This window comes from Acinetobacter sp. NIPH 2699 (genome assembly GCF_022549355.1).
GTDB lineage: Bacteria > Pseudomonadota > Gammaproteobacteria > Pseudomonadales > Moraxellaceae > Acinetobacter.
Genome location: NZ_JAKZGL010000005.1, coordinates 1 through 25,407 on the forward strand (window position 1 = coordinate 1; position 25,407 = coordinate 25,407).

The 25,407-nt window shown below is 37.9% G+C and carries 21 protein-coding genes and 1 pseudogene; 9 read left to right on the forward strand and 13 right to left on the reverse strand.

The annotated features are described in order from the left end of the window. The coding region (locus MMP72_RS06495; protein WP_241316064.1) for a transposase at window positions 1-177 on the reverse strand (177 nt) is incomplete at its 3' end. Between the two features lie 58 nt (window positions 178-235). On the opposite strand from MMP72_RS06495, the pseudogene MMP72_RS06500 reads away from it, so the two are divergent. From MMP72_RS06500 to MMP72_RS06510, 3 genes and pseudogenes are all read left to right on the forward strand, one after another. Then, window positions 236-454, forward strand: a pseudogene (locus MMP72_RS06500) (hypothetical protein). 479 nt (window positions 455-933) lie between these two features. After that, window positions 934-3,237, forward strand: coding sequence for an ATP-dependent endonuclease (locus MMP72_RS06505; protein WP_241315655.1), 2,304 nt, complete (start codon window positions 934-936; stop codon window positions 3,235-3,237). Further along, entirely contained in the window at window positions 3,230-5,173 is a 1,944-nt protein-coding gene (locus MMP72_RS06510; RefSeq protein ID WP_277606341.1) for a UvrD-helicase domain-containing protein, read from the forward strand. Before MMP72_RS06505 ends, MMP72_RS06510 begins: the two co-directional genes overlap by 8 nt. Before the next feature lie 33 nt (window positions 5,174-5,206). Here MMP72_RS06510 and MMP72_RS06515 read toward each other — a convergent pair whose 3' ends face one another. The 4 genes from MMP72_RS06515 to MMP72_RS06530 are packed head-to-tail and all read right to left on the reverse strand — an operon-like array spanning window position 5,207 to window position 11,914. Beyond that, window positions 5,207-6,373 carry a Wadjet anti-phage system protein JetD domain-containing protein gene (locus MMP72_RS06515; protein WP_241315659.1) on the reverse strand — a complete coding sequence of 389 codons (1,167 nt, stop codon included), beginning with the start codon at window positions 6,371-6,373 and terminating at the stop codon, window positions 5,207-5,209. 15 nt (window positions 6,374-6,388) lie between these two features. Beyond that, window positions 6,389-9,847: an SbcC/MukB-like Walker B domain-containing protein gene (locus MMP72_RS06520; RefSeq protein ID WP_241315661.1), complete on the reverse strand. Its 3,459-nt coding sequence runs from the start codon at window positions 9,845-9,847 to the stop codon at window positions 6,389-6,391. Further along, a complete protein-coding gene (locus MMP72_RS06525; protein ID WP_241315663.1) occupies window positions 9,825-10,406 on the reverse strand; it encodes a DUF4194 domain-containing protein in 582 nt (193 codons plus the stop codon). Before MMP72_RS06525 ends, MMP72_RS06520 begins: the two co-directional genes overlap by 23 nt. A gap of 11 nt (window positions 10,407-10,417) precedes the next feature. Continuing rightward, the gene (locus MMP72_RS06530; RefSeq protein WP_241315666.1) at window positions 10,418-11,914 is read right to left on the reverse strand and encodes a DUF3375 domain-containing protein; all 1,497 of its coding nucleotides are present in this window, start codon (window positions 11,912-11,914) and stop codon (window positions 10,418-10,420) included. A gap of 479 nt (window positions 11,915-12,393) precedes the next feature. Here MMP72_RS06530 and MMP72_RS06535 point away from each other — a divergent pair, with 479 nt between their 5' ends. Further along, a complete protein-coding gene (locus MMP72_RS06535; protein ID WP_241315667.1) occupies window positions 12,394-12,582 on the forward strand; it encodes an antitoxin in 189 nt (62 codons plus the stop codon). Between the two features lie 51 nt (window positions 12,583-12,633). Here the strand turns inward: MMP72_RS06535 and MMP72_RS06540 are convergent, their stop codons facing one another. The 3 genes from MMP72_RS06540 to MMP72_RS06550 form a co-directional block, all read right to left on the reverse strand. Next, window positions 12,634-13,083 carry a hypothetical protein gene (locus MMP72_RS06540; RefSeq protein ID WP_241315669.1) on the reverse strand — a complete coding sequence of 150 codons (450 nt, stop codon included), beginning with the start codon at window positions 13,081-13,083 and terminating at the stop codon, window positions 12,634-12,636. Window position 13,084: 1 nt separating this feature from the next. Next, window positions 13,085-13,774, reverse strand: a complete 690-nt coding sequence (locus MMP72_RS06545; protein ID WP_241315671.1) for a Tn7 transposase TnsA N-terminal domain-containing protein — start codon at window positions 13,772-13,774, stop codon at window positions 13,085-13,087. 230 nt (window positions 13,775-14,004) lie between these two features. Further along, entirely contained in the window at window positions 14,005-14,262 is a 258-nt protein-coding gene (locus tag MMP72_RS06550; protein WP_241315673.1) for a pyocin activator PrtN family protein, read from the reverse strand. Between the two features lie 161 nt (window positions 14,263-14,423). Between MMP72_RS06550 and MMP72_RS06555 the strand changes: the two genes are divergently transcribed. Further along, on the forward strand, window positions 14,424-15,281 hold the full coding sequence (locus MMP72_RS06555) for a hypothetical protein (RefSeq protein ID WP_241315675.1): 858 nt from the start codon (window positions 14,424-14,426) through the stop codon (window positions 15,279-15,281). A gap of 98 nt (window positions 15,282-15,379) precedes the next feature. Here the strand turns inward: MMP72_RS06555 and MMP72_RS06560 are convergent, their stop codons facing one another. Further along, window positions 15,380-15,937, reverse strand: a complete 558-nt coding sequence (locus tag MMP72_RS06560; protein WP_241315677.1) for a hypothetical protein — start codon at window positions 15,935-15,937, stop codon at window positions 15,380-15,382. Between the two features lie 56 nt (window positions 15,938-15,993). On the opposite strand from MMP72_RS06560, the gene MMP72_RS06565 reads away from it, so the two are divergent. The 3 genes from MMP72_RS06565 (at window position 15,994) to MMP72_RS06575 (ending at window position 19,187) form a co-directional block, all read left to right on the forward strand. After that, entirely contained in the window at window positions 15,994-16,221 is a 228-nt protein-coding gene (locus MMP72_RS06565; protein WP_241315679.1) for a helix-turn-helix transcriptional regulator, read from the forward strand. A gap of 150 nt (window positions 16,222-16,371) precedes the next feature. Next, entirely contained in the window at window positions 16,372-18,462 is a 2,091-nt protein-coding gene (locus MMP72_RS06570) for an ATP-binding domain-containing protein (RefSeq protein WP_241315682.1), read from the forward strand. A 2-nt stretch (window positions 18,463-18,464) separates the two neighbouring features. Then, complete coding sequence (locus MMP72_RS06575) at window positions 18,465-19,187, forward strand: DUF2290 domain-containing protein (protein WP_241315684.1); 723 nt, start codon at window positions 18,465-18,467, stop codon at window positions 19,185-19,187. A gap of 137 nt (window positions 19,188-19,324) precedes the next feature. Here MMP72_RS06575 and MMP72_RS06580 read toward each other — a convergent pair whose 3' ends face one another. The 4 genes from MMP72_RS06580 to MMP72_RS06595 are packed head-to-tail and all read right to left on the reverse strand — an operon-like array spanning window position 19,325 to window position 24,143. Further along, on the reverse strand, window positions 19,325-20,608 hold the full coding sequence (locus MMP72_RS06580; RefSeq protein ID WP_241315686.1) for a ribonucleotide-diphosphate reductase subunit beta: 1,284 nt from the start codon (window positions 20,606-20,608) through the stop codon (window positions 19,325-19,327). A 52-nt stretch (window positions 20,609-20,660) separates the two neighbouring features. Next, window positions 20,661-21,113, reverse strand: coding sequence for a hypothetical protein (locus MMP72_RS06585; protein ID WP_241315687.1), 453 nt, complete (start codon window positions 21,111-21,113; stop codon window positions 20,661-20,663). 9 nt (window positions 21,114-21,122) lie between these two features. Next, window positions 21,123-21,254, reverse strand: coding sequence for a preprotein translocase subunit YajC (locus tag MMP72_RS06590; protein WP_121930097.1), 132 nt, complete (start codon window positions 21,252-21,254; stop codon window positions 21,123-21,125). 54 nt (window positions 21,255-21,308) lie between these two features. Then, window positions 21,309-24,143: a ribonucleoside-diphosphate reductase subunit alpha gene (locus tag MMP72_RS06595; RefSeq protein ID WP_241315689.1), complete on the reverse strand. Its 2,835-nt coding sequence runs from the start codon at window positions 24,141-24,143 to the stop codon at window positions 21,309-21,311. 523 nt (window positions 24,144-24,666) lie between these two features. Between MMP72_RS06595 and bfmR the strand changes: the two genes are divergently transcribed. Next, window positions 24,667-25,383, forward strand: coding sequence for a response regulator transcription factor BfmR (gene bfmR / locus MMP72_RS06600; RefSeq protein WP_004669852.1), 717 nt, complete (start codon window positions 24,667-24,669; stop codon window positions 25,381-25,383). Window positions 25,384-25,407 lie beyond the last annotated feature (24 nt).

Consider the following 25,407-nt stretch of genomic DNA (forward strand, 5'->3'; position numbering starts at 1 on the left):
GCAGCATTGGATGGCTGCGTCGGAGTAGGTTTGATTTCGCCCTTGTTTGCCTTTTGATGGAGCATACCATTGCGTAGCAGGATCAAACCAAATGGTAATATTTCCGCGACTCATAAGTGCTCGGTTATATGCGGGCCAATTGGTTGTGCGGTAGATTTTGTGTGTAGGCTTCTTCATTTGAAAATTATATTGCTGAAAAAGCCTTTACAGATAGGTTTGTGCAACAAAGCCTTTAATAAGCTTAACTTATTTTGGTTTAATTGATCAGTTTTTTGAAAATGTGTTAGATCTATGGTAGCCTAAAAGCAGTTTTATTGTATATTTCGTAGTGGCACTCAGTCTTTTTTTAACAAACCCTTATTTTCAAGGTTTATTCAAGAAAAGAATTAGGGAGGCTTATTTAATAAACTTTTTGACTTATAGATTGAATTTTGAAATTTCTAGATTTAAATAATTTCTCTTGAGATATTGTATAGAAAAATAAAAACCGCCATTTAGGCGGTTTTTATTAGCAGATCGTCAGATGACACATAAGTTGTCATTGGTTAAAACTATAAATCAATAAGTTATCGTATGCTGTGACATAGCATGACAACTACTTGCGACACAACCTGTGTCATTATCAGCATTTCGTGACACATAATCTGTCATTTTCTGAAAAGCAGTTTTACCAAGCCTCTTAATTATGAGAATAGTTATTTACATTCAAATTTTCCAGGAAAATTGTGCTTTTATTGCAAATTCGGCTCTTTTATTTTTTGACCTTTTGTTGAAGTTAGTGCAAATAATTTAGTTGGTCTATCGATATTATTCGTTTAATATTCAATCAAGTTAGATAGTTTTTGAGAATGAAGTAAGACCTTGGCTTCGGCATCCTTGAAGAAAGATAATTAGTTTTAAATTTTTAAATAAAAAATGTAGCGGAGGGATTTCGTGCATCTTCACTCGTATCACCTAAAGAATTTTCGGCGTCTGAAAGACACTCATATTGAATTGGCTGATGATATATCGATATTCGTTGGATCGAATAATAGCGGTAAAACATCGGCGACTCAGGCCATCTATACGTTTATCACAGGCGGAAAGGACCGTTTTAGTCTTTATGATTTCAGTTCTTCTTGTTGGAAAGCCTTCGATGAGGCAGGAAATATCAATCTTGCTGAACCAATTTCAGAGAGTTTCTCACTTCCAAGCATAGAGCTTGATCTTTGGTTTGAGGTTGGGGCATCAGACCTTTATTTAGTAATACCCTTGCTTCCGAGCACAGCATGGGAGGGAACCCAAGTTGGCATACGAGTTTCACTAGTTGCACGAGATCCTATTAACCTTATTCAACATTACCAAGAGGCAAAAGCGAAGGGTACAGAGCAGGCTGCGGTGGTGTCCTCAGGGTCACAATATGTTCCTTGGCCTCGTTCCATGACGGACTATCTTCAACGAGAACTCAAGAGCGAATATGAGCTACGCTATTTCATCTTGGATCGAATGCAATTTGACGAAAACTTTCGTGAGATTGGGGACTATATTCCTGAGGAGTTGGGTGGAGAACCTGGCGGTGCAACGATCCTGAAATCGCTTATTCATATTGATAATTTGGGTGCTCAACGACATTTGACAGATCCCAACCCTGAAGCTGGTGGGAGGTCTGAAGACCTCTCAAAACGTTTGAGTCGGTTCTACAAGCGTAACCTTGATCAAAGGCAAGACGATCATACTGCTCTCAAAGCATTGTTCGACTCCGAACAGGCGCTAAATGTTCACTTGGACGGGGTATTCAAGCCAATGCTTGATCGCCTAGCGAAGTTAGGTTATCCAGGTGTTAATAACCCACGACTGAAAATTATGTCTGCGCTTAACCCCGCCAATATTATGAGTCAGGACACGAGGGTCCACTATCAGATCGGCGATGTTGAAGATACAGCTACTCTCCCGGATAGTTACAATGGGCTAGGATTCAAGAATCTGATCTATATGGTTGTGGAGATCCTTGATGCTCAAGCGAGGTGGGTGGCGATGGACAATCGTCCGCCATTGCATTTGATTTTCGTGGAGGAGCCAGAGGCACATCTTCATGCGCAGCTCCAGCAAGTTTTCATCCGCAATGTTCTTGATCTATTGAACATAGAGGGGGACGATGGAGGCATTTTTGGTAGTCAAATGGTCATTACAACCCACTCGCCGCATATTCTTTACGAGCGGGGGTTTAAGCCGATTCGTTACTTCCGACGTAAGAAAGTTGGCAAAGAGCAATTAACAGAGGTTCTAAATCTGTCTGCTTTCTATCAAGCTCAGCCAAATGATCGCGATTTTTTAGAACGATATTTGAAGTTGACGCACTGTGATCTCTTCTTCTCTGATGCTGCTATTCTTGTTGAAGGTAATGTTGAAAGATTGCTCTTACCTGTCATGATTCAAAAAGTAGCAAAAACTCTCCGATCTGCTTGTCTATGCATTTTAGAGGTCGGAGGGGCCTTTGGTCATCGTTTCCAAGCACTCATAGAATTTCTTGGTCTAACGACACTAATCATTACCGATATTGATAGTGTTGCCCTTGTGCTTCCTGAAGCAGGTGATGCGGTTGATGATGAAGAGCTTGAGGAGTTCGAGGTTCCTATTCATGAAGCTGTCGAAGTGCAGGTTCAGAATGGAGGGCAAAATTCAGTTGATGAGCCTGAGGTAACATCACCAAAGAGGAAATATGGAAGAGCTTGTTTACCCAATGAGCCAGACGCTGCGACCTCAAATCAAACGCTTATAAAGTGGCTTCCTGGAAAGCTAACAATCGCGGAATTGCACAACGCCTCGGAAGCAGACAAAACTTGTGAGCTTCAAGATGGTACCAAGGTTCGCGTTGCATATCAGACCAAACGGTCTGTCACTTGGAACGGCTCTACTGAGGATCTTTGTGGGCGTACACTTGAGGAAGATTTTGGTCTCGAGAACCCAGAGTGGTCTCAAGCTGAACCAAGGAAATCACTTGGACTGATTCTGAAGGGAGAAGTTGTCGATCCCAAAGCACTTGCCATAGGTCTCCATAAGAAAGTTTCGCGGAAGGGATTTGACAAGACAAAGTTTGCGCTTGCGATACTCACTGAAAACGAAAGTGATTGGCATGTTCCTGAATACATTCATGATGGGCTGATTTGGTTAAAGGACGAGGTGCGTATTGAAATTGAGACTGTACCTGACATCATACCTAATGTCGAAACTGCCGCGATAGGAGATGAGCATGAGTAGCAGGGCACATAAGCCGGATACACTGGCGGACTTAGATCTCCGAAGCTGCCTTGAGAACACTCCGCCACGAAGTTTTATAATGAAAGCTGGCGCTGGTTCTGGGAAAACTACCTCACTCATTAAAGGATTATCGTCGGCCATCCGAATACACGGACAAAAGTTGAAAAGGAGCCGTCAGCGCATCGCCTGCATTACTTACACCGAGATTGCCGCTGGAGAGATTTGGAGGGATGTCGGCAATGATCCGTTGGTTCACGTTTCAACAATTCACAGCTTTATGTGGCTGCTAGCTAAGCCATTTCAGAAAGATATTCGCGTCTGGGTGGCTGCACGTATTAAGGAGAGAATTGAGGCACTTGAACTGAGAAAGGCAACGTATGGTCCCAGAGTCCAACAGCGCACCAAGGACAAAGACAACCGAGATTTGGAGCGTCTTTACAGACAATCTAGGCAGGTCTCGGCAGTCAAAAGCTTCCGATATGGAACAGGCAGTGACTACGTAAATGGGATTTTGGGTCACGACGATGTTTTGAGGCTCACACCCTATCTGATTGCTGAGCGACCTTTATTCCGAACTCTTCTCGCGAGCCAGTTTCCTTTCATATTTGTGGACGAGAGTCAGGACACAACCCTTGAAGTCGTAGAGGCATTGAAAACTGTTGAGCGTGAACCCGGTGTTGAACTTTGCCTAGGATTCTTCGGCGATCCGATGCAACGGATTTATGCGACGGGAACTGGCTTGGTTGAGGCTGAGCCCAACTGGGTCGACATTCCAAAACAAGAGAATTTCCGGTGCTCAACTAAAGTTTTGAACCTTGCAAACGCTATTCGACGTGATGGTGATGATCTTGTCCAAGTCCCGGCCAAACGTCTAGGCACTAAGGGCATTGTACCGACTCCTGATGGTTCAGCGCACCTATTCGTTTTACCTGCGGATGATACAAGAGATGCCAATCTGATTAGAGTGCGCAACTGGATGGCGATGCGAACTAATGATAATAACTGGCGATCAGACGATAATGGCCAAGAGCAAGTAAAGCTTCTCGTCATTGTCCATCAGATGGCTGCAAAGCGATTAGGTTTTGGAGACCTATATACAGCGCTCAATTCCAAAGCTCCATCGGTATTCAGAGATGGTTTTTTAGATGGCTCTGCATGGCCCCTTTCTCCATGTATGAAATTTCTGATTCCCATTGCGGTTGCCCATACGGAAGGTCGACAACTCGAAGTCATGAGGCTCATCCGGGAATATTCGCCCCTTCTTGAGAAAGAAAATCTAGCAAGGGAAGGGGTTAACGTAGCAGAACGGCTTAAAGCAATTAAAGAGTTTGTTGCTTCAATTGCGGATGGTATAGCTGGGAATTCTAATGTAACGATAGGCGACCTTTTGAAACAGGTGTATGCCTCAGGACTATTAATCCTCGATCCTCGGCTAACATCTTATTTGGACTCAGATGTAACTCCACCAACCCAGACCACAGAAGGAGTGGGTGATGAGGACGACCAAGAAAGCGATGAGTCCAGCAAAGAAATGGCTTCAATGGATGCTTTTTTAGCGTGCCCAGCTACACAGCTTCTATCGTACCAGACCTACATCTCTGAACGTTCTCCTTTTGGAACTCAGCAAGGCGTTAAAGGTGCTGAATTCGATCGGGTATTGGTTGTCCTAGATGATGCTGAGAGTACCCACTTTCAGTTTTCCTACGAAAAATATTTGGGTCTTAAGGAGCTTTCAGCTACTGACCTTAAACACATTGAGGCAGGCGAAGAAACAACTGTGGATCGAACGCGTCGTCTTTTCTATGTGAGCTGCACAAGAGCATTGAAAGATGTGGCAGTCGTACTTTTTACAGCTGATCCTCAGAAAGCAGAAGAACATATACATGAGCTCAATTTATTTGAAGATTGCTCTATCCATACGGAGGCTGTTTTTTGATTAAGGAGGTCCTTAGATAGTGGGGGATTCCTATCATTGCTTTGCTAGACCGTAAAATTCATGGAGTGACTTATTGACGTACTCGACAGGAATTTTTTCCTGTTCTAGTCGCCAATTATTTGATCTTATTCGTTGATATAAGTATTGCTCTTCATCATTGAGATAGTTTTCTATGTTTATCGTTGTAGGAGTTCCTGAGTCTTGTTCAAAGAAGAGGTCAAACGTAATCTCATCCATAAGCAGGCTGTTGGTATGAGGAAAATAACTACGGAATTGAGAAAGCATTTCAAAGCCCTGAGCATCAATATCCCCCCAGTAAAGTAGCTCAACATCATTGAACCAGGTTACTTTTTTCAGCTCCCCTATTTTATAGCCGCTACCAAAAATAACGATTGTATTAGACATATCGGGTAGGGTGAGTGCAGTATAAAAACTAATTTTATTTTCAATCACAATGACGCGTTTTATAGGTAGCGTTAAAGATTTAAATTGGCTTAATGGAATTGCCAAATCAGTGATCCCAAGTAGATATTGGCTGCTGAGTTGCGAATCCAAAATACGAAAACGAACTTGCGATTCATGTGCTTTTAAATTAAAGCAATTTTCAAAATTAGTCTGTTTAGGGGCGCAATATTCTGGGATTATTTCAAGTAGCAAGGCACGAAGAATGCCCTTGTTCTGCTCAATAAATTTGGTATGTACGAGAATAGGCAATTCACGGATATATAAGTTTGGCTGAGGAGTTGTTTGAAAATATTGACAGACTTTTAGCAAATTGTCCCAATTAGTAGCATTATCAATGACTTTTAATGGATTAAGTTCAATCCATGTTTTCAATTTTGGCATTAGCTGCAATATTTTTTTATAGTTTAGTTTGAAGGCTTTAACCTCCTCTAACTTTGCAATATAGAGGACAAAGTCCTCTTCGCATTCGAAAAAGACTCTTATTGGTAGGTCTTGTAAGCCTAAAGATTTTGTTCTAATCGTCTGATACTCAATAGTGTAGCCAAATCCTTTCTTTTCTTTACTATCTTTAGATATATCACTGATTTCGCGTCTAAACTCATCCATTGATGATTTGTTATAGGTCTTATTGCCAGGAATAACCAATGGGAAGATAGTTGACTCGTTGATGAGAGATTTTAAGTACTCGGCGTATCTGCGCTGAGCTTTTAATTTGATTTCTTGTGCAGTAATCATTTCATACTACTCTCGTTAAGACTGCTCGGTGACAGGTGAATTATGGATACCGTTTGTCTGTCGAATTTCGCTATTAATCCATTGTTCTTTTTCTTCTTTGAATTGTTCGATTGGCATGTCGTATAGCCAAGAGTGGCGCTCATTCTTCCGTTCAACGTAATGTACAAATGAAATGTCATTTTCTACGATATGAATATTATCACTCGGGGTGACAACCAAAAGTTGTAAATGTAATTGTTTACATAGGTTAATGAGGTAACGTGCTTTGTCCTCATCTTGAGCCTTAAATGCTTCATCAATTGCGATGAAACGGAATGAGTCACTTTGTAAGCCTTCTTTAGTCAGACCAAATTGATAGGCAATTGCAGATCCTAGGATGGTATATGTTAGCTGTGCTTTTTCACCCCCAGAGAGTTGTCCCATGTTTTCATAGGTTTTGAACTTACGATGATCTTCACGATAAAACTCTTCAGCTTTATAATTAAACCAAAAGCGAACCTGCATGACTTTCTTGCGCCAATCCTCATGATCAAGTTTCTTGATAAATGGCTCAATATGATTCACAAAATGTAAACGTTGAGCTTCGGGATTCTTTTCAATCTCTCTAGCATTAGGAATAGCCTGCTCTAAAAGTCTTTTGAAGTCTTTAATTTCATCGCTAATGCGGGGAGGGAAAACGATTTGAATATAGGTTTTGAAGTCTTTATCTCTGAAATCTATTTCTTGTAGAGCATCATTAAGTGTATGAATATTTTTCTTAATTGAATCAGACCAATTCATAAAGAACATGCGGAAATCACTGACTTTATTGGTTATAGTCTCATGCAAATAGTCATTAAATTTTTTCTCGAATTTAGGAAGATTATCGTTCTGTAGTTTTTCCAAGAAAGTTTGATATTCACCAATTAAGTCCAAATGCTCTGGATCAGGCAGTTGATGTACGTCTGATCTCCAATCTATAAATTTTGTAGTAATTGCTTCATCAGGATTTTTAAATTGAGAAATTCTCTTAGTAATTTGGATAGTTTGATTCCTAAGTCTTTGATCGCACTCTTCCTTTTGGCTATGAAAACTAGTTAGCATTTCAATTTTTTTTGTACCAATGTTTTCAAAATCAATCTGGCTATAAGTTGGATATGCTTCGACGAAAGGAGCGGTATCCAAAGTGATCGAGGAGGAGAGAGATTGCTTTTCCTTTTCAATCTGAGAGGAAATCTCTTTTATTCTATTCTCAACGGTAAAAATCTCTCTTTGACTGTCATTGATAGAGGTGTCCCTCAGTGTGGATAGTTTGGTTTCTACATCTGCCAATTGTTGCTGTAGTGCTGCTATGCGATCATTTGCTTGTTTTAATATCTCAAGTTGTCTTTTCAGTTCTTCGATTTGCTTAGCATCATTTTGCCAATCAATATCATCAAATTGCTCATACTTATCGATAAGCTTATTACAGTTGGCCTGATGTTGTTTTAGCTGTTCGATTTTCTCATTAGTTCGATCTATTTTTGCTTTATTGTTGGTTTGATCTTCTTGAAGTGCATTAAACCTTTTCTTCAACAAAGATATCTTTTCTTGGTTATCCCAGCCTAGAATAAAGTTATCGCGGTGTGTGATATTTTGGCGATCGTCTTTTTCATGTTTACCTTTGGTGGATTTGATAAGCCCTTGTTGGGTTACTGCTTTTTCATTGTAGCGGTTAAATTCTTCTAGACTATTTACACAAGCGTAGTCGAACTGGTATCTGATAACATCCTCGATGCCAGTTATGTAAGTGCTTTTCGAGTTAAATTCCAATTTGTTAAATAATGCATTAGAAGGGAACTGTTTTAGTGAGCTGAACGAGTTCAGTAGAGAAATATCCTGATAACGCTGGTATACGATGCGGCCTTTTAAGTTAGTTCTGTTAACATATTCATTGACTTGTTTGTAATATTTTTCTGGTACAACTAGGCGTAATGCGAAGTTGTGCAGAATTTTTTCAATGGCGGGTTCCCAAGCTATTTCTTCATTCCGCACTTTGATTAGCTCGGCAATGAAAGGAATTTCATATTTACTGGCACCAGTATGTAGCAAAATTTCATCGCGAATACTGGCTACACGACCAGTAATATTATTTTGGTTCCTTTGTAAAGTTTGAATATTATCCATGAGTTCAATAATGCCATTCTTTATGTCTGTTTTCTCATTTTCAAGTTCACGTAGTTCTAGTTGTTTATCTTCTTGCTGTTGCTCTAAGTCCTTAATAGACTTTTGTGCTTGAGTTTTATTGTGTAGAAATTGATTGATATCAGGATCTATAATCAGTTCAAGTGAGTGTACGAGCTGATTATATTCTTTCAATCTTTTTGAGCGTTGTTCACAACTTTTTTCTAAAGGACTAATGCGCTGCTTTAAACTCTCAATTTGGCTACCAACATGGTCCGATTTGATTTGTACTTTTAAATCTGTTTGCTGCTCAGTAAGTTGCGCCTCTTGCTCTCTTAATCTAGATAAATCAATACCTTTAATGGTCAATTCGGCATTTTTCTTTTCGAGCTCTTGTGTTGCAAGCTCAACAAATTTTTTTGTAAACCAATAGGTTCCTTGCTCTTTAAACTGATCAAGCCGTTCTTTATGTTGGGTGACTTGTTGAATACTCTGCGCAAGCTCATCAATTGGAAGCAGTTGGTTAATTTGCTCTTTAGCTTTCTCGATATTGATTTTTGCTTCCATGAGCGTCACAAAACTGGCTTTTAATTGCAAATATTCATTTTCTGCATCAAGATTTTCCAGCATGTTATTGCGAATAAACTCATCTAAATCATCAAGTACTTTAACGCCAACGACCTGATTAAATAGGCTAAGGGCGGTGGTTGAACGCATACCAAATAGATCAGCAAAGCGTTCAGCGTAACTAGAGGGGCCATCAAAAAACTCAATGACACGCTTATTTTGATCACTGTATTGTTTTTCTAATCTTTTTTTCCAGCTTCCTTTTGCATCAAAGTTATTAAAATCTTCACTAATGGTTAAGTCAGTATGTGCTAAGCCAAAGGTGCGTTTGAGTTCGCCATTGTTGAACCAGCGAACCTGAAAAAGTGTCATTGTACGGAGGTCTGTATTACTAAAGTTGGCTAATATGACAGAGTAGCAGTTTTTATCCCGTAGTTTTTGAGTTGAGGTGCCAGCTTCACCCTCGTTTTGAATATTGCCATAGTGACCGAGGACATACGTTTCTTCAGTTCGATCTCCTTTTTTATCAATCCCAGAGGATTGGTTATAGAAGCGATCTTTTTTTACTGGAACAAGCAATGTCAGAAGGGCATCAATAAATGTGCTTTTACCTGATGCATTTGCACCAGTCAGCAGAGAGTTATTGCCTTGAGGCGTAATTCTGAAGATACGATCATCAAAAGTTCCCCAGTTATACACTTCCATATAGTTAAGGCGGAAGCCAGCACGGTCAGAACTTGTATTAAATAGACTGTACGTACTCATTTATTTTTCCTTTGAATTCTTGTAATTCATTCAAACTGATCTTTTCTTTGATAATACGGTGAATTTGATAGGTTCTTTCAAGTTCTTTTTCCGAAACCAACCTGAGATAGCCTAGCTCCTCTATGGTATTGATATGCTTTTCTAGGTCTTTCTGGAATTTAAGATGGTTATAGCCTTCTTGAAGGAATAGCTCTAACTCTTCACGAATTTGAATGTTAGAGATGAATTTTTCACTGGCTTGGTACTGAGTTGGATTGCTATCAAATTCTTCCAGGCTGTTACGCAGTACAACCAATACAATTGATGCTTCGAAACTTATAACACGTCTTTGTATAAGCCCTAAGGTATCACCTTCGTTATCTTCCATTTGCTTGACAAAGGCAAAGCCTTCATCCTTTTTAATGATTAATTCAAGCCCAATTGTTCCAATATAGTCCTGAATTTCAGCCTGATAATGAATAATGTTTTCCCATAGTGGTGAGGCACGTTCAATTGGTGATTTCAGTAGTCGTATAATGGCTCTGGAGTAGGGTTGTTCGTACTTTTCTAAATTTGTCATTCTAATAATCCTTAAGAGCATATGACAATAATTTCAGGGATTTGAATGGACTTTTGTTGGGTCTGATCGAAGCAGATACGCTGTTGATGCTTGTCATTCACAGTATGTTTAAAATCTTTGATAACATCCATGTATCCAAATAGCTCTGGTAATCCTTGAGAAAGCCCACCTTGTTTATCAATGAGTTCTTGAATACTTGCTTGTGATTGGTGAAGTAAAATACTTTGAATGTGCTGTCTGATTTTCTTTTTATCAACATGGATGTGTGCAAATAGTTTTGCCAATTGTTCCGAGTGAGCTAGGTCCGTGCTGGCCAGAGTAGGATTTATCTTATAGTTAACGGGTTCTGATTTATCAGAGGTTAACTTTCTTTCAAAAGGGATTTTTATTTCTGCTGAGGTTTCGATCTCAAAACCAATATCTGGTTTTTGATTATGCTTATTTAAGATTAGCAGAGATTTCTTAATGTCCTGAATAATGCTTTTTGTGAGTGCAGATTGAGAAGCTTCACTTTCTTTAATGATACGGCTCAGCTTTTCAGCCATACGATCGTTTGCCTTATAAACTTTTTGGCCAGATTGATGCAGATACTTTTTCATTCCACTCAGGAAAAAGTCATCGATCTGAATATTCTTTTCTTGAAGCATTGAATATAGAGAAGTAACTAGACTGTCCCATTCTTGTTGCAGACTTGGATTGAGTAGGAAAGACCAAAAAGCATAGAAACTTTTACCTTGAGAGCTTTCTTTGAGAATATCAAGCGAGTCAAAGGCAAATTGTAAGATGTCACTTTTGTATAGATTCCCTTCAGCATGACGTTGATAGATATCTTTGGTAATTGATTTAAAATTTTCTTCTACCTCTTTAAAGTCAGATAGAAGCTCTTTTGCAGATTGGGTTATTTCTTTAAAACGAGGTGTAATTTGATATTCTTCATAGACATTAATATCCTCGCCAATCTTGAGGCGTTGGATTTGCTGTTCAATTTCAAGCTTCTTCTGCTCTAATACTTGGATACGGTTTTCTACATTATCATTTGTATTTTCTACTAGCTCTTTGAGTTGATTAAAAATATATTTGAATTTGGATTCAGTACCGATAAATTCTTCTTTTCTTAGGCTTTGTAACCAGTCCAATGTCTTATTTGTGTGAGAAGATAACTCATAAAATATGACACCCTGATCATCCTGATAGTTGCTGAGAAAACCTTTGTTGGTCCAATATTGAATATAGCGTTTTGCTTTTGCCTCATAGGTTGTAAGTGATAAATCTTGATAGACATTGAAGTCATCGGCTAAATCAAACTCGTCATTGTCGTTAATAAAATCAATGTTTGTTTCAATATATTTGATTAAAGCCAATTGCAGCTTTTCTGATGAGTTAGAGGTTTGTTGGTTGGAAAAAGCCTCAAGCAGAAACTGAATAACCCATTCTCTATTTTTTAGACACAAGAGAGCAATGCTAGGAGAAGTTCTAAGAGAGATCGATATTTCTTGAACATTTGGCATTCTCTTGCTCCGTGATTGATTTTTAAACGATTTTGTAGCTATTAGTAATACCTAATAAATCATTCAAGAAAGTTATTAGGGCCTGAGGTATATTCGCTGATCAGCATTTATCAAGTGCAAAGAGATCTTGATACTATATAAAAGTAATCTCCCCAATGAGGCCTACTGAATGAATAGTTAGTATTTAGCTTGATTAGATATTAACTTTAACTCATTGTTGTATCTAGTATTTAATTTCATTGTTATACAATAATCTATTGATTGTAGATTGCATAGTTTAGTTTAAATAAAGAGCGACAAATTGTGTCGTTTTTTTAATTTTTATTAAAAACATAATGCTTATTTATTTGGAGATCATTTTAGAGCTTTATAGAATTCAATAGTAAGCTATGTTTGATTTGTGGAACATTAACCATGTTTTAATATGTTTTCTACAAAATTTGTTAGAATTTACCGTAAAATTAAAGAGGAATACGTATATGAATACTGTTTTTGATCTGATAGTGTCTGAATTCGAAAATTCTAAACATGAGGCTGAATATAACGTATGGTTTAAAGCAAAAATAGAGAAAGCGATAGTAGACACACGTCCAACGATGCCACATGATCAAGTTGTAGCATATTTTAAAAAACGTCGTGTTGAACGAGAAGCTAATCGTAATGGTTGATATGCATAAAAGTGTATGTACTGTCCGATCAGGTTTGATCTAGTACGATATTTATTTCAATTTATTTACATCCTCTCGCTTAAACAGTCTGATCTTATGATCCGTTTTACCCATGTAATAGGGCTTGATCAGCTCCTGCTTCTGTAAGTTCGTAATATGTGAATGAGGCATACCGAGTAGGTTGCTGGCTTCAGCTCCTGTCAAATATTCTTCTTTTAACTTAAGGACCTCATTTAGTTCGTCTCTTTTAACCAGCCTCCAATAGACTAGTTCTTCAATTGTTAGAAAGCCTGTTTTGCACCAATATTGGCGTAACCAATTCAATGAACAATTTAACGTCTCAGCTGCATCTTCAATACTAATAAAGTCATCATTCTCAACTTTAACGGCAGCGTAGCGGATTGTTCCATACGCAACTGTAGTGATCTCAAAAATATAGTCTTCTTGATTACTAAAAATAAAGCGAAAGCCTGGTTGAGGAATAAATAATGATGATGACATTTTAAATTCCTCCTTCAGTATCTATGATGATCTTTTTATGAAAGAGTAAGTAATCCCCCAACTCACAGGGCAAACCCAATTTTTGAAGAGATTCATAGGCTGCTTCAATATTCTGAAGAGAAAGCCTTTGCAGTGCACAGATAGCCAAATCTATTTCTAACGGTGTCCAAATTCGTTTATGTCCCCGTTGATAAAGATATAAAAGTTTTTGGAGCTGTTTCTTGCTTGGTAAGCTAGATTGATCAATAAGTTTAAATGTAATATCCATTTGATTAAATATTTCAGCGACTTGTTCAAACTTCTGTAGCTCTTCTTGTGTCAGAGCTTTAATAGAAGGTTTCACCTCATGGATTTCAAATGACCCATCTATGTTTTGTACTAAAAAGTCCGGATAGCAAAAATTATTTCTTGATAAGGGAATCTTCAAGGCCTGTGTACGGAAGCTTTTTACTTGGGAACTTTGTTCAAGACAGATTGCATTTGCTAATTCTAGGAAACTTTCAAGCGGTATTGCTCCACCAGATTTAGTACTAGGAAATAAGGAAGTTCTCCGACCAAAGCATCCTTGGTAAATTCTACGTTGACCATGAAGTGTTAATGCCAAGTTGGGTTCAGCCTGAAAAGCTTTTTCTATTTGCTCCCAAATAAATTGAGTCAGATTATTTTTTTTGATTTGTGGGAAAGGGTACATATAAGTATCTCCAGCATTCTGTTACCTCTCTAAAATATTTTTTAGAGATGAGCGAAATTCTTTGTTGCTTAAAAAATAGCAACAAGACTTGACTGGTGGCTTTATACGGAAGATACTTTGATTGCTGAGGTCTCTGTATTTAATTGTATGGAGCCACCAACGGATCCTTATAGGGTCCGTTTTTTATTTGCTAATTCTTTTATGGCATTAATGTCACTCCTCGGTGAAAATTAACTTTGTTGGATGGATTCATTTCGTTGTTTTGCTAGCCAAAAGGCTAAGTCTTTAACGAGTGCATATTTACCACGACGGTTTTCGACAGAGAAAATGGGGATTGGTACAGTTTTTCTTGTTAATGCCTGCCTAAAGGCATCACTAGAGCGATATCCTAATGCAACTCTCAATGCTTCATCTGAAATCATGGGGCCATGACGTTCAAATAGATCACGTTCAATCATTTCTGCATTTATTAAGATTGCTTTATTCATCTTATTTAGTCCTAACACGTCATAACAAAAGCATATATCTTCTTAGAAAAATATGGTAGAAGAGCGTTAAGAGCTAAAGTTATACATAATTTTTTAATTAAGCTTTTGATTTTAAATGAATAGATATCATTGATTTATAGTTGCGTTGAGGTCGCTACAACATGCAAGTGAAAAAAATAAAAACTAGGATAAGAAGAGATTGGCTTGATGTTATTCGTACAGCCATTTGGTATGCATATATAGAAGCAAAATTTTTAAATAGTACAAACTATGAGATAGCAAAGTTTATTGAACCTGAAGTTTTCGGGAAAGATGAGGAGAAAGATATTAATAATCATATTAGGTGGGCAAAATATAGAAGAGGAAAGCATACGCCTGGAAAAGAGCTTATAAGCAAAGCCGATCAACATGTAAAAGGGGCCGCTAGGATTATTAATCATGTTTTGTGGGAGGTCATTAGAGGACGTAAACCATTGAAATGGTTCATGGAAGATGGCGTAAATCAACTTTCTTGGGATGTACGAAGAATTATTTTTAAATCAGCAAATGATAAAAATGAATTAATCCCTGTTTTACATATAACAAAAAATTTAAGAAGAATAGAGCGACTGGAAAATTTAGATGCATTGGCTGCATTGATCATCTTTTTAAGGATTGCGGTTGATCAAAATCAAAAGGAAATCGCTTTAAGGATAGGGCGTTCAATTTATAGAATATTATTGGTAATGTGTGTATTTTTGCCTTTAGTACATTTTAAGTATGGATTGGCATTTTTAATTTATCTATATGTTTTTTCTATTCTTCCACGTAAAACAAAAAACTTTGATAGTAATGATGTTGAGGAGTTTTGTGATAAATCTAGTAAGTTGAATTATATTTTATTAGCGGCTGAAGATGAAAATATTATTGATTTAAAGGGGAAGGGAATCAGTAAAAAAATGTACACTAATTTTCTATTTGATATTCTAGATGGTAAGCGTGGGCTTAAACTTATAAAAGAATTTTCTCCCTCTTTTTAAAAAAAGGGAGTTTTTTTAGTTCATAAAGATAGTCAATTGATATGTTGATCAATATCTATACTCTTAAAGCTCATTAGATCAAAAGTATAGGTATCGATCTAATGTTTTTGATTTATAGAAATTTTTGTTGTTGTGGTTATATAACGCCAAGCATTTGTTCCATCATTTCTTGCTCTCCAGTTTGTTGCTTTGATAGAAACCTTCCAGTTCTCTGTACTACTTGAACAAGAATAGTCACCAATCCATTTAGAGTTGCGGATCTGTGTCAGTACTTCAGTTGTTAAACGGTCCGGTGGTGGTAATGGTTGTCCATTTTTTACTAATCCAGCATTTATCATTACTGAGTTATTATCACCTAGATAAGTAAATTGCCCATTTTGTCTGCGGCATAGACCTTGTAGCTTTTTATAAGGTGATGCTAATTGCTCCACCCATTGTTGATGAATAAAAAAAGGGGATGAGTAGGTAGATACCCTCATTTCAAATTCATTATCGATCATGACTGGTTTTGAAGGGTCATAAGATTGCATATGCCATTCATTGGTTAACATTTGGTTCACAGTTATAGATGTACCTGTATCTTGAAATTTTGTTGTACAAGACGCCAAGATCATAACACATAGAATTATTGGTAAATTTTTAATCTTAAACATCATTCTAATTCTCTAATATCCTATTTTGGGATATTTTGAATAGTAACTGATATTGAGCCATGCGCTCAATACATGATCCTAGGTATCAAGACCTAATCAAGAAACTTATAGAACTTCGCGAGTCTAAAAATGTGACTCAGGTTGATCTTGCGCGTCGTTTGAACAAACCACAATCTTATGTTTCGAAAATTGAAATTTTAGAAAGACGTATTGATGTGATTGAGTTATGTGACTGGATAAATGCTCTAGATGAGAATATAGCAATATTTTTAAGTTATCTAAGCTAATTACTCTTAAAAAACACAGATTTTTATCATAAATAAGTGACTTAGTAATTTTCTTCTTCTTAATTTATATTTTTAAAAACCATTGAATTTAAAATGAATTTCCTTAAGATTAATTACTATTAGGCATTGCTTTGATGTTAGAGAAATATAATGATAGATTTTGTTTTTGGTAAGAAAGTTAATCCTGCCGCAATAGATCAACTGGTTCAATGTTTTTCATCATTTGATGGTGTGGAAGGAACTTTGTATATTGGTTATCCCATGTTTGAATCAGGAGATGATGCTTTCTTAACTGATGCTTTGTTAGTTACTAAAGAGCACGGTGTTGTTGTATTTGATTTAACTACTTTTAATGTAGATGACGAAGAGGAAGTTTTTACTTACCAAGATGAATTATATAGAGGAACTTTACAAAAATTTTTATCGCAAAAAGAATTAATAAATCGTCGTAAATTAATCTTTGATATAGAAATTCTATCTTTAAGACGCGAAAGTCATGACGAGGAATCTTTTGTTACTTTAGAAGATGTTATTTCAGTGATAAAAGAATTTGATTCTCTTGAAGAAAATACTTTTAAACTTATCAATGCTGCTATACAAAAAACAGAAGTTCTTAAACCTATCAAGAAAAGAACCAAGGTCCAGAGAGATGATTCTTTTGGTGGGGTAATGAAAAAAATTGAGAAGGAAATTGCCAATTTGGATTCTTGGCAGAAAAAAGCAGCAATTGAAAGTCCTGATAAACCTCAAAGAATACGAGGTTTGGCTGGTTCAGGAAAAACCATTATTTTAGCAATGAAAGCAGCATATCTTCATGCATATGAGTCAGATAAGAGAATAGTAGTTACTTTCCAAAGTAGAACGTTATATCAACAATTCGAAAAATTAATAAGTAAATTTTATTTTGAGCATAAAAAAGATGAACCTGATTTTGATTATTTAACAATTCAACATGCTTGGGGGGGAGAATATGAAAAAGGTGTTTATTCAGAAATTTGTAAATATCTAAATTATCCTCTTCTAAATTTCAATTCTGCTGAAACTAAGTATGGTCGTGAAACTGCATTTAAAGGGGCTTGTGCGGAATTGCTAAAATATGCTGAAACTTTAGAAGTTTCTCCTATTTTTGATTATGTTCTGATAGATGAAGCCCAAGACTTTCCAGAAGAATTTTTTAAACTTGTTTATAAATTTACTAAAGAGCCTAAAAGAGTTGTTTGGGCATATGATGAATTACAAAACTTAGGTGAACATATCATGTTACCACCTGAACAATTATTTGGATTAGATAGCCAAGGTATTCCACTAGTAACTCTCCACAATGATGAAGATAAAGCTCAACAAGATGTAATGTTGCCTATATGTTATAGAAATCCACCTTGGACCTTGACATTTGCTTTATCTGTAGGACTTGGTATTTATCGAGAGGAGGGGTTAGTCAGAATGTTTAGGGAACCTTTGTTTTGGGAAAATATTGGATTTGAACGAGTAGGAGGGGATCTAAGATTAGGTCAGGGGGTCACTTTACAAAGGTCAAAGGCACGGACACCTGATTATTTTGATAACTTGATGGATCCTGAAACTGCTTTATCTCTTAATAGATTTAATTCTGAGGAGGAACAAGCAAAATGGGTCGCTCAACAAATTAAGTATAATATTGAAAATCAAGAACTTGATGCTAGTGATATTTTGGTTATATATCCAGTTCCATATACTTTATCGAGACAAGCGGCTCATTTAACATATGAATTAAGATGCTTAGGAATTGATAGTCATATTATTGGCTCTAAGGGGGTAAGTAAAGATATTGTCTTTAAGGATGATTCTATTGCAATTACTCATATCCATCGTGCAAAAGGGAATGAAGCCGCAATGGTATATGTAATGAACTCTCATTATTATCAGAGTGGTTATGAGTTAGGTAAAAAAAGAAACTCTTTATTTACGGCTATTACTCGTACTAAAGCTTGGTTACGGGTTTGTGGTATTGGCTCTTTAATGGAAGCATTAGAGGCGGAATATCTTAAATTATTAGAAAATAATTTTAAGTTATCATTCCAATATCCTAATAGCACTTCAATCGACCAATTAGATCAAGCATATGGTGATAAAACTGAAGATGAACGAAAAGAATTAGTAAATGGATTCGAGGTTATTAAGCAAATTAAGAATATGTTAGAGAGAGGCGAATTGACGATTGATGATGTGCCAGAAGATCTAAGAAAAATTTTTGGGGGTTAAGTATGTCATCAATTAGACCCGACGCCATGGCAGCCCATATTAATAAACTTTGCTATGAATGGGAGAAAGCTGGTTTAGCACTTGCTTCAAATAATACAGTTGTTAAACAAAACGGTGAGGGCCGTAGTTTGATAACTTGGAAAGAGGAAGGGGCAGCTCTCAAACAAAATGAATTTTCTACTCTGTCTGAATATTTAACTTTATTAAAATGTTCTCAATATACAATGGTTCTATATGATGGATCGATCTTGCAGATTTCTTATAAGATAAAAAGAAATGAAATTATTGGACATCGTTTAGGTTGGTTTCCATCTCCTATCAATCTTGTTAATGTGCAAGACATAGATGAAATAGTATTCAAAATTCATGAATCTTTGAATACTAATAGTAGTTTATTAGAAGAGTATCTGACTGATCCAGAGCCTAGCTATCCGATTAATTTAGATAGTTTCTATCAACGCAGCTCTATTCGTTTTGATTATGACATGATGCCATCTGATAGAAAGGACAAGCATCCTGATGTCCATTTGCATATTAGTATAGAAGACTGTCGAATTCCTGTAAAAGGTCCACTTTGCTTAAGAAAGTTTATGGCTTTTATTGTAGAAAATTTTTATCCTCATCTCCCTTTAGAAGGTAGTCTCGTAAATGATTTACCAAGTTGGTTTTCACAAGATATGTTAACTCAATATCATAGAAATAAATTTCATCTATTTGCGTTATAAATCTAAAGTATTCCGAAATCTACAAAATAAAAAATCCGATCAAAAAATCGGATTTTTTATTAATGACAACTTATGTGTCGCTCAATGACATTTTATGCGTCGCAAATGACAACTTATGTGTCGCGTGACGATTCAACTTACCAGCTTAACGCACCACCAGTTTGGTAGTCTGTTACGCGCGTCTCGAAGAAATTCTTCTCTTTACGCAAGTCCATCATTTCTGACATCCACTGGAATGGATTGGTCACGCCAGCAAATTGCTCAGGTAAACCAAGTTGAGATAAACGACGGTTACAGATGAACTTTAAGTATTCTTCCATCATTGCTGCGTTCATACCCAATACACCGCGTGGCATCGTGTCACGTGCATATTCGATTTCAAGCATGGTGCCTTCAAGAATCATTTGAATGACTTCTTGTTGGAATTCAGCCGTCCACAATTGTGGGTTCTCGATCTTGATTTGGTTAATCATATCGATACCAAAGTTCAAGTGCATAGACTCATCACGCAAGATGTATTGGAATTGCTCAGCAACACCATTCATCTTATTACGGCGACCCATAGACAAAATCTGACTGAAACCACAGTAGAAGAAGATACCTTCAAGAACACAATAGAATGCGATCAAGTTACGCAATAATATTTGATCGTTTTCAGGTGTACCTGTGTGGAAAGTCGGGTCACTCAACGATTGTGTATATTTCAAACCCCATGCTGCTTTACGTGCCACACTTGGGACTTCACGATACATGTTGAAGACTTCGCCTTCATCCATACCCAAAGATTCAATACAGTATTGATACGCATGGGTATGAATCGCTTCTTCAAATGCTTGACGCAAGATATATTGGCGGCATTCAGGGTTGGTAATATGACGGTAAATCGCCAAGACCAAGTTGTTTGCAACCAATGAATCTGCCGTTGAAAAGAAACCTAAAGAACGCATGATGATGGTACGCTCATCTTCGGTTAAGCCATTTTCAGACTTCCAAAGTGCGATATCATGGTTCATGTTGACTTCTTGTGGCATCCAGTGGTTGGCACATCCGTCTAAATACTTCTGCCAAGCCCATTCGTATTTAAATGGAACGAGCTGGTTCAAATCTGCACGGCAGTTGATCATCGCTTTATCATCAACTTGAACACGCTGTGCACCCATCTCAAGTTCTTCTAAACCTGGTGCAACATCGAGATGTTCTAAGGCTTCAGATGCTCGAGCCAACGAATCGGTGGGATTTGTTGATCGGATGGCACTGGTTCCAGCGGGTTGTGTAACTGCCACGCTCGGCGATGCAGGCTCTGCATTAGATACCATCTGCGTATCAACCGTTTTTTTCGGTTCGATGGGCGCAGACTTGTGTTCATGTGTAGTCGGTTTTTGCGAATCATCTTCAAAATCGTCCCAACTTAGGATAGACATTTGCGTTCTCTCTTTAATCTTAATTGATGCGTATTACAGTTGTTAGAGGCCTTCAACTTTGATAAAGATACAAAGTAAGGCTTATAACAATGAAGACCACAATCCATATATATAATTTGGTTTGAGCTTTTTGTGCTAAAGCTAAATTGTCAGATGTTAAGGAGTTTCCCATTTCATCATAAATAGCGACAACTCTAGCGCCACTACTTAATCCTAATTCTTGCCAAGCACGAATCTCTACTAATGTTAAGCCAGCCTCGGTTCGCTCCATGATCTGAATGAAAAGATAAGGAACGGTCACCGCATTAGAAATTGTTTGGTGTACTAAATTACTTACTAAACTCTCTGCAACAAAATAATCGCCTAATGACGAACGAGGATGAGAAAATTGAGCAGACATGGTAATTTGCTGAGATTTCTCAGGATATATTAAGACCATTCGATCAATATAAACCTGTACTAATCTCGCATTAGCATGTAATGCTAAATCTTGTTGAAGCGTCATCTCAACATCCTATTGATCATTTCGCTGCTTTTGTTGTTTGCGAATGGCTAAAAATGCATAAACCATGGGCACATAAAAGAAAATAAAAGCAAAGATCAGAACAGCAAGTCCTAACATATAGTTATGGCTCAAATTGAACATAATCTCTGCCTTCTAGTTAAGTCCCTCTTTTGAAAAGGGGGATTTAGGAGAATTTTACTGACAAGCTTCACAGTCTGGGTTGTCGATTGAACACGCCATTGGCACTGGAGCCGCAGTGGTAAAACCGTCTTCTTCAACTTTAGCTTCTGGCTTCTTATCTTCTACAGCTTGTGCTGCAACAACAGGAGCTTCAGCCGATGCTGGTTTCACTGCATTGAGTGCACCCGTATTAATCGTTGATTTCTCAGCAGAGGTTGCACCCAAAGCTCGGAGGTAATAAGTCGTTTTCAGACCACGTAACCATGCCATTTTATAGGTGATGTCAAGCTTCTTACCATTTGCACCAGCGATATAAAGGTTCAATGATTGTGCTTGATCGATCCATTTTTGACGACGAGAAGCAGCATCAACGATCCAACGTGTATCCACTTCAAATGCAGTCGCAAAGATTGCTTTCAATTCTTCAGGAATACGCGCAATTTTTTGTACAGAGCCTTCAAAGTGTTTCAGATCATTGACCATCACGGTATCCCACAGACCACGTTCTTTTAATGCACGAACGAGGTATGGGTTGATCACAGTGAATTCACCAGAAAGGTTTGATTTCACATATAAGTTTTGGAATGTTGGCTCAATAGATTGAGACACGCCACAAATATTTGAAATGGTTGCCGTTGGTGCAATCGCCATCACATTCGAGTTACGCATACCATCTTTTTGAACTTTGGCACGTAATGTGTCCCAGTCCAAACGTTGAGTACGGTCAACTTCAAACATACGCTCTGGACGAGTTTTCGCAACAAGGTCTAAAGAGTCGATTGGAAGGATACCTTGATCCCACAATGAACCTTTAAATGTTGTATACACACCACGTTCAACAGCCAAATCACTCGAAGTTTGGATTGCATAGTAGCTAATCACTTCCATTGATTCATCAGCAAAATCAACTGCTGCATCAGAACCATAAGCGATGCCCATTTCATAAAGTGCATCTTGGAAGCCCATGATACCCATACCGACAGGGCGGTGCTTCAAGTTCGAGTTCTTCGCTTGTGGAACTGCATAGTAGTTAATGTCGATCACGTTATCGAGCATACGAACTGCAGTTTTAATGGTACGAGCAAGTTTCTCGCGATCGAGCACACCACCTTTAACGTGTTCTACGAGGTTAATCGAACCTAAGTTACATACCGCGATTTCATCTTGGCTAGTATTTAAGGTGATTTCTGTACACAAGTTTGATGAGTGCACTACGCCAACGTGTTGTTGTGGTGAGCGTAAGTTACATACGTCTTTGAATGTGATCCAAGGATGACCAGTTTCAAATAACATAGAAAGCATTTTGCGCCATAAGTCTTTCGCACGGATTTTCTTATGAAGCATATTGCTTTCTTTAGCAATGCCTTCGTAGTAAGCATAACGCTCAGCAAAGGCAGCGCCCGTCAAGTCATGCAAATCTGGTGTTTCAGAAGGAGTGAATAATGTCCAATCCCCATCTTCAAATACACGCTGCATAAATAAATCTGGAACCCAGTTTGCAGTGTTCATGTCGTGAGTACGACGACGATCATCACCTGTGTTCTTACGTAGTTCTAGGAATTCTTCAATATCCAAGTGCCACGTTTCTAAGTACGCACAGACTGCACCTTTACGCTTACCACCTTGGTTAACTGCTACAGCGGTATCGTTGGCAACTTTCAGGAATGGAACCACACCCTGAGATTTACCATTGGTACCTTTGATATATGAGTTCAAAGCACGAACAGGTGTCCAGTCATTGCCTAAACCGCCCGCCCATTTTGATAACATTGCGTTGTCACGCATTGCACCATAAATGTCATACAAGTCATCGCCAATGGTGGTTAAGTAACAGCTTGAGAGTTGTGGACGTAATGTACCTGAGTTAAATAGGGTAGGCGTAGATGCCATGTAGTCGAAGCTAGACAGTAAGTTGTAGAACTCAATTGCACGGTCTTCTTTATTTTCTTCACTGACTGCAAGACCCATCGACACACGCATAAAGAATAATTGTGGTAATTCAAAACGCACGCCATTTGAATGGATAAAGTAACGGTCAAATAAAGTTTGTAGACCTAAATAAGTAAACTGGTTTGAGCGTTCAGGTTGAATCGCGGCTGCCAATTTAGCAAGGTCAAAATCAAGAAGATTAGGCGATAAAAGATCTAGCTCAATCCCTTTCTTTAAGAATGTTTCTAAAGCATCACCTTCCGACGTATCGGTTGGTAAACCTAAGAATACTAAGCCTGTGCTGACCAACTCATTACATAACAAACGTGCCGTTACATAGGTGTAGTTCGGTTCTTGTTCAATACGAGTACGTGTTGCCATCATCATAGTGGTAGCAATATCACTCTCTTTGACACCGTTATATAAGTTCTTAACAGTTTCATCGACAATGGCTTGTACATCAATGCCTTCCAAACCTGCACTTGCAGTTTCGATCGTGGTGGTCAATGCATCCAAGTCTAATGGTTGCAGTTGTCCCTTGGCATCAATGATTTGAAGTGTTGGATGGTGATTTGCCCCAGTTTGTTGGCGAGCAGTGGCACGTTGATCGCGATAGATGACATACGCGCGTGCAACTTTTTGCTCGCCTGTACGCATCAATGCCAATTCAACTTGATCTTGAATTTCTTCGATATGAATCGTGCCACCCGATGGTAAGCGACGATTAAATGTATTAAGAACCATCTCGGTTAGTTGTGTGATGCGGTCATGGATGCGACTAGAGTCAGCACCTTGTTGACCTTCAACTGCTAAAAAAGCTTTCCCAATCGCAACAGAGATTTTTTCAGCATTAAAAGTCGCAATTTCACCAGTGCGCTTAATAACCTGAAGTTGGCCGGGAGTAGAAGTGATGATGCTCATGTCAGCATAGCTCCATTATCATCTATATTTTTATGTTCATAGACCGTTTGAATCGAGCAAAAAGTATGCCACGATGTTTGAGGGATAAACACAAGACTTAGTGGTTAAAGTTTATTTTAAACACAAGATACGGTATTTTTAGCAGTAGATCAATATTGACATTTTACTAAAGTTTTTTTCATGTTTTAACTACTGATTTCACAGACACATAGCATACCAAAGCCCTTCACAAAGCCGTATAGATAACTCTGTGGATAACTCAAAAAACAAGCACTTAAATTCTTTTTGACCAACTAAGAAACAAATTGTTTAACATTGGCACAAAATTTATACTTATTATTCATTTTATTTAAAGGATGTGTGAAAAGCCGAAAAAGCCATTAAAATTCATAATTTTAATAAAATTATAACAAAATGGGGTAGGCGTGTATCAGTTTGGTGAACGGCTACTTGTTTACAATGTAAACGTGTGTATATTGCAAAACATGAACCAATGTATATGCCAAATTTTAGGGGCAAACAAATGAGCCAAGAAGAAAAGTTACCGAAAATTTTAATCGTAGAAGATGATGAGCGTTTAGCACGCTTAACACAAGAGTATTTGATCCGTAACGGTCTAGAAGTTGGGGTTGAAACTGATGGTAATCGTGCGATTCGTCGCATTATCAGTGAACAACCAGATTTAGTTGTGCTGGACGTGATGTTGCCAGGCGCGGACGGTTTAACTGTTTGTCGAGAAGTGCGACCTCATTATCATCAACCGATTTTGATGTTGACAGCGCGTACTGAAGATATGGACCAAGTCCTTGGCCTAGAAATGGGTGCGGATGATTACGTTGCTAAGCCTGTTCAACCACGTGTGTTATTGGCTCGTATCCGTGCTTTGTTGCGTCGTACCGACAAAACGGTTGAAGATGAAGTTGCACAACGTATCGAGTTTGACGATCTTGTGATTGATAATGGTGGTCGTTCAGTGACCTTAAATGGTGAGTTGGTTGATTTCACTAGTGCTGAATATGATCTATTGTGGTTGTTGGCATCGAATGCAGGTCGTATCTTGTCTCGTGAAGATATTTTTGAGCGCCTACGTGGTATTGAGTACGATGGTCAAGACCGTTCAATTGATGTTCGTATTTCTCGTATTCGTCCAAAAATTGGTGATGATCCAGAAAACCCGAAACGTATTAAAACGGTACGTAGTAAAGGGTACTTATTCGTTAAAGAAACCAATGGGATGTAAAATTCAGCCCCTCCTCTTTTAATA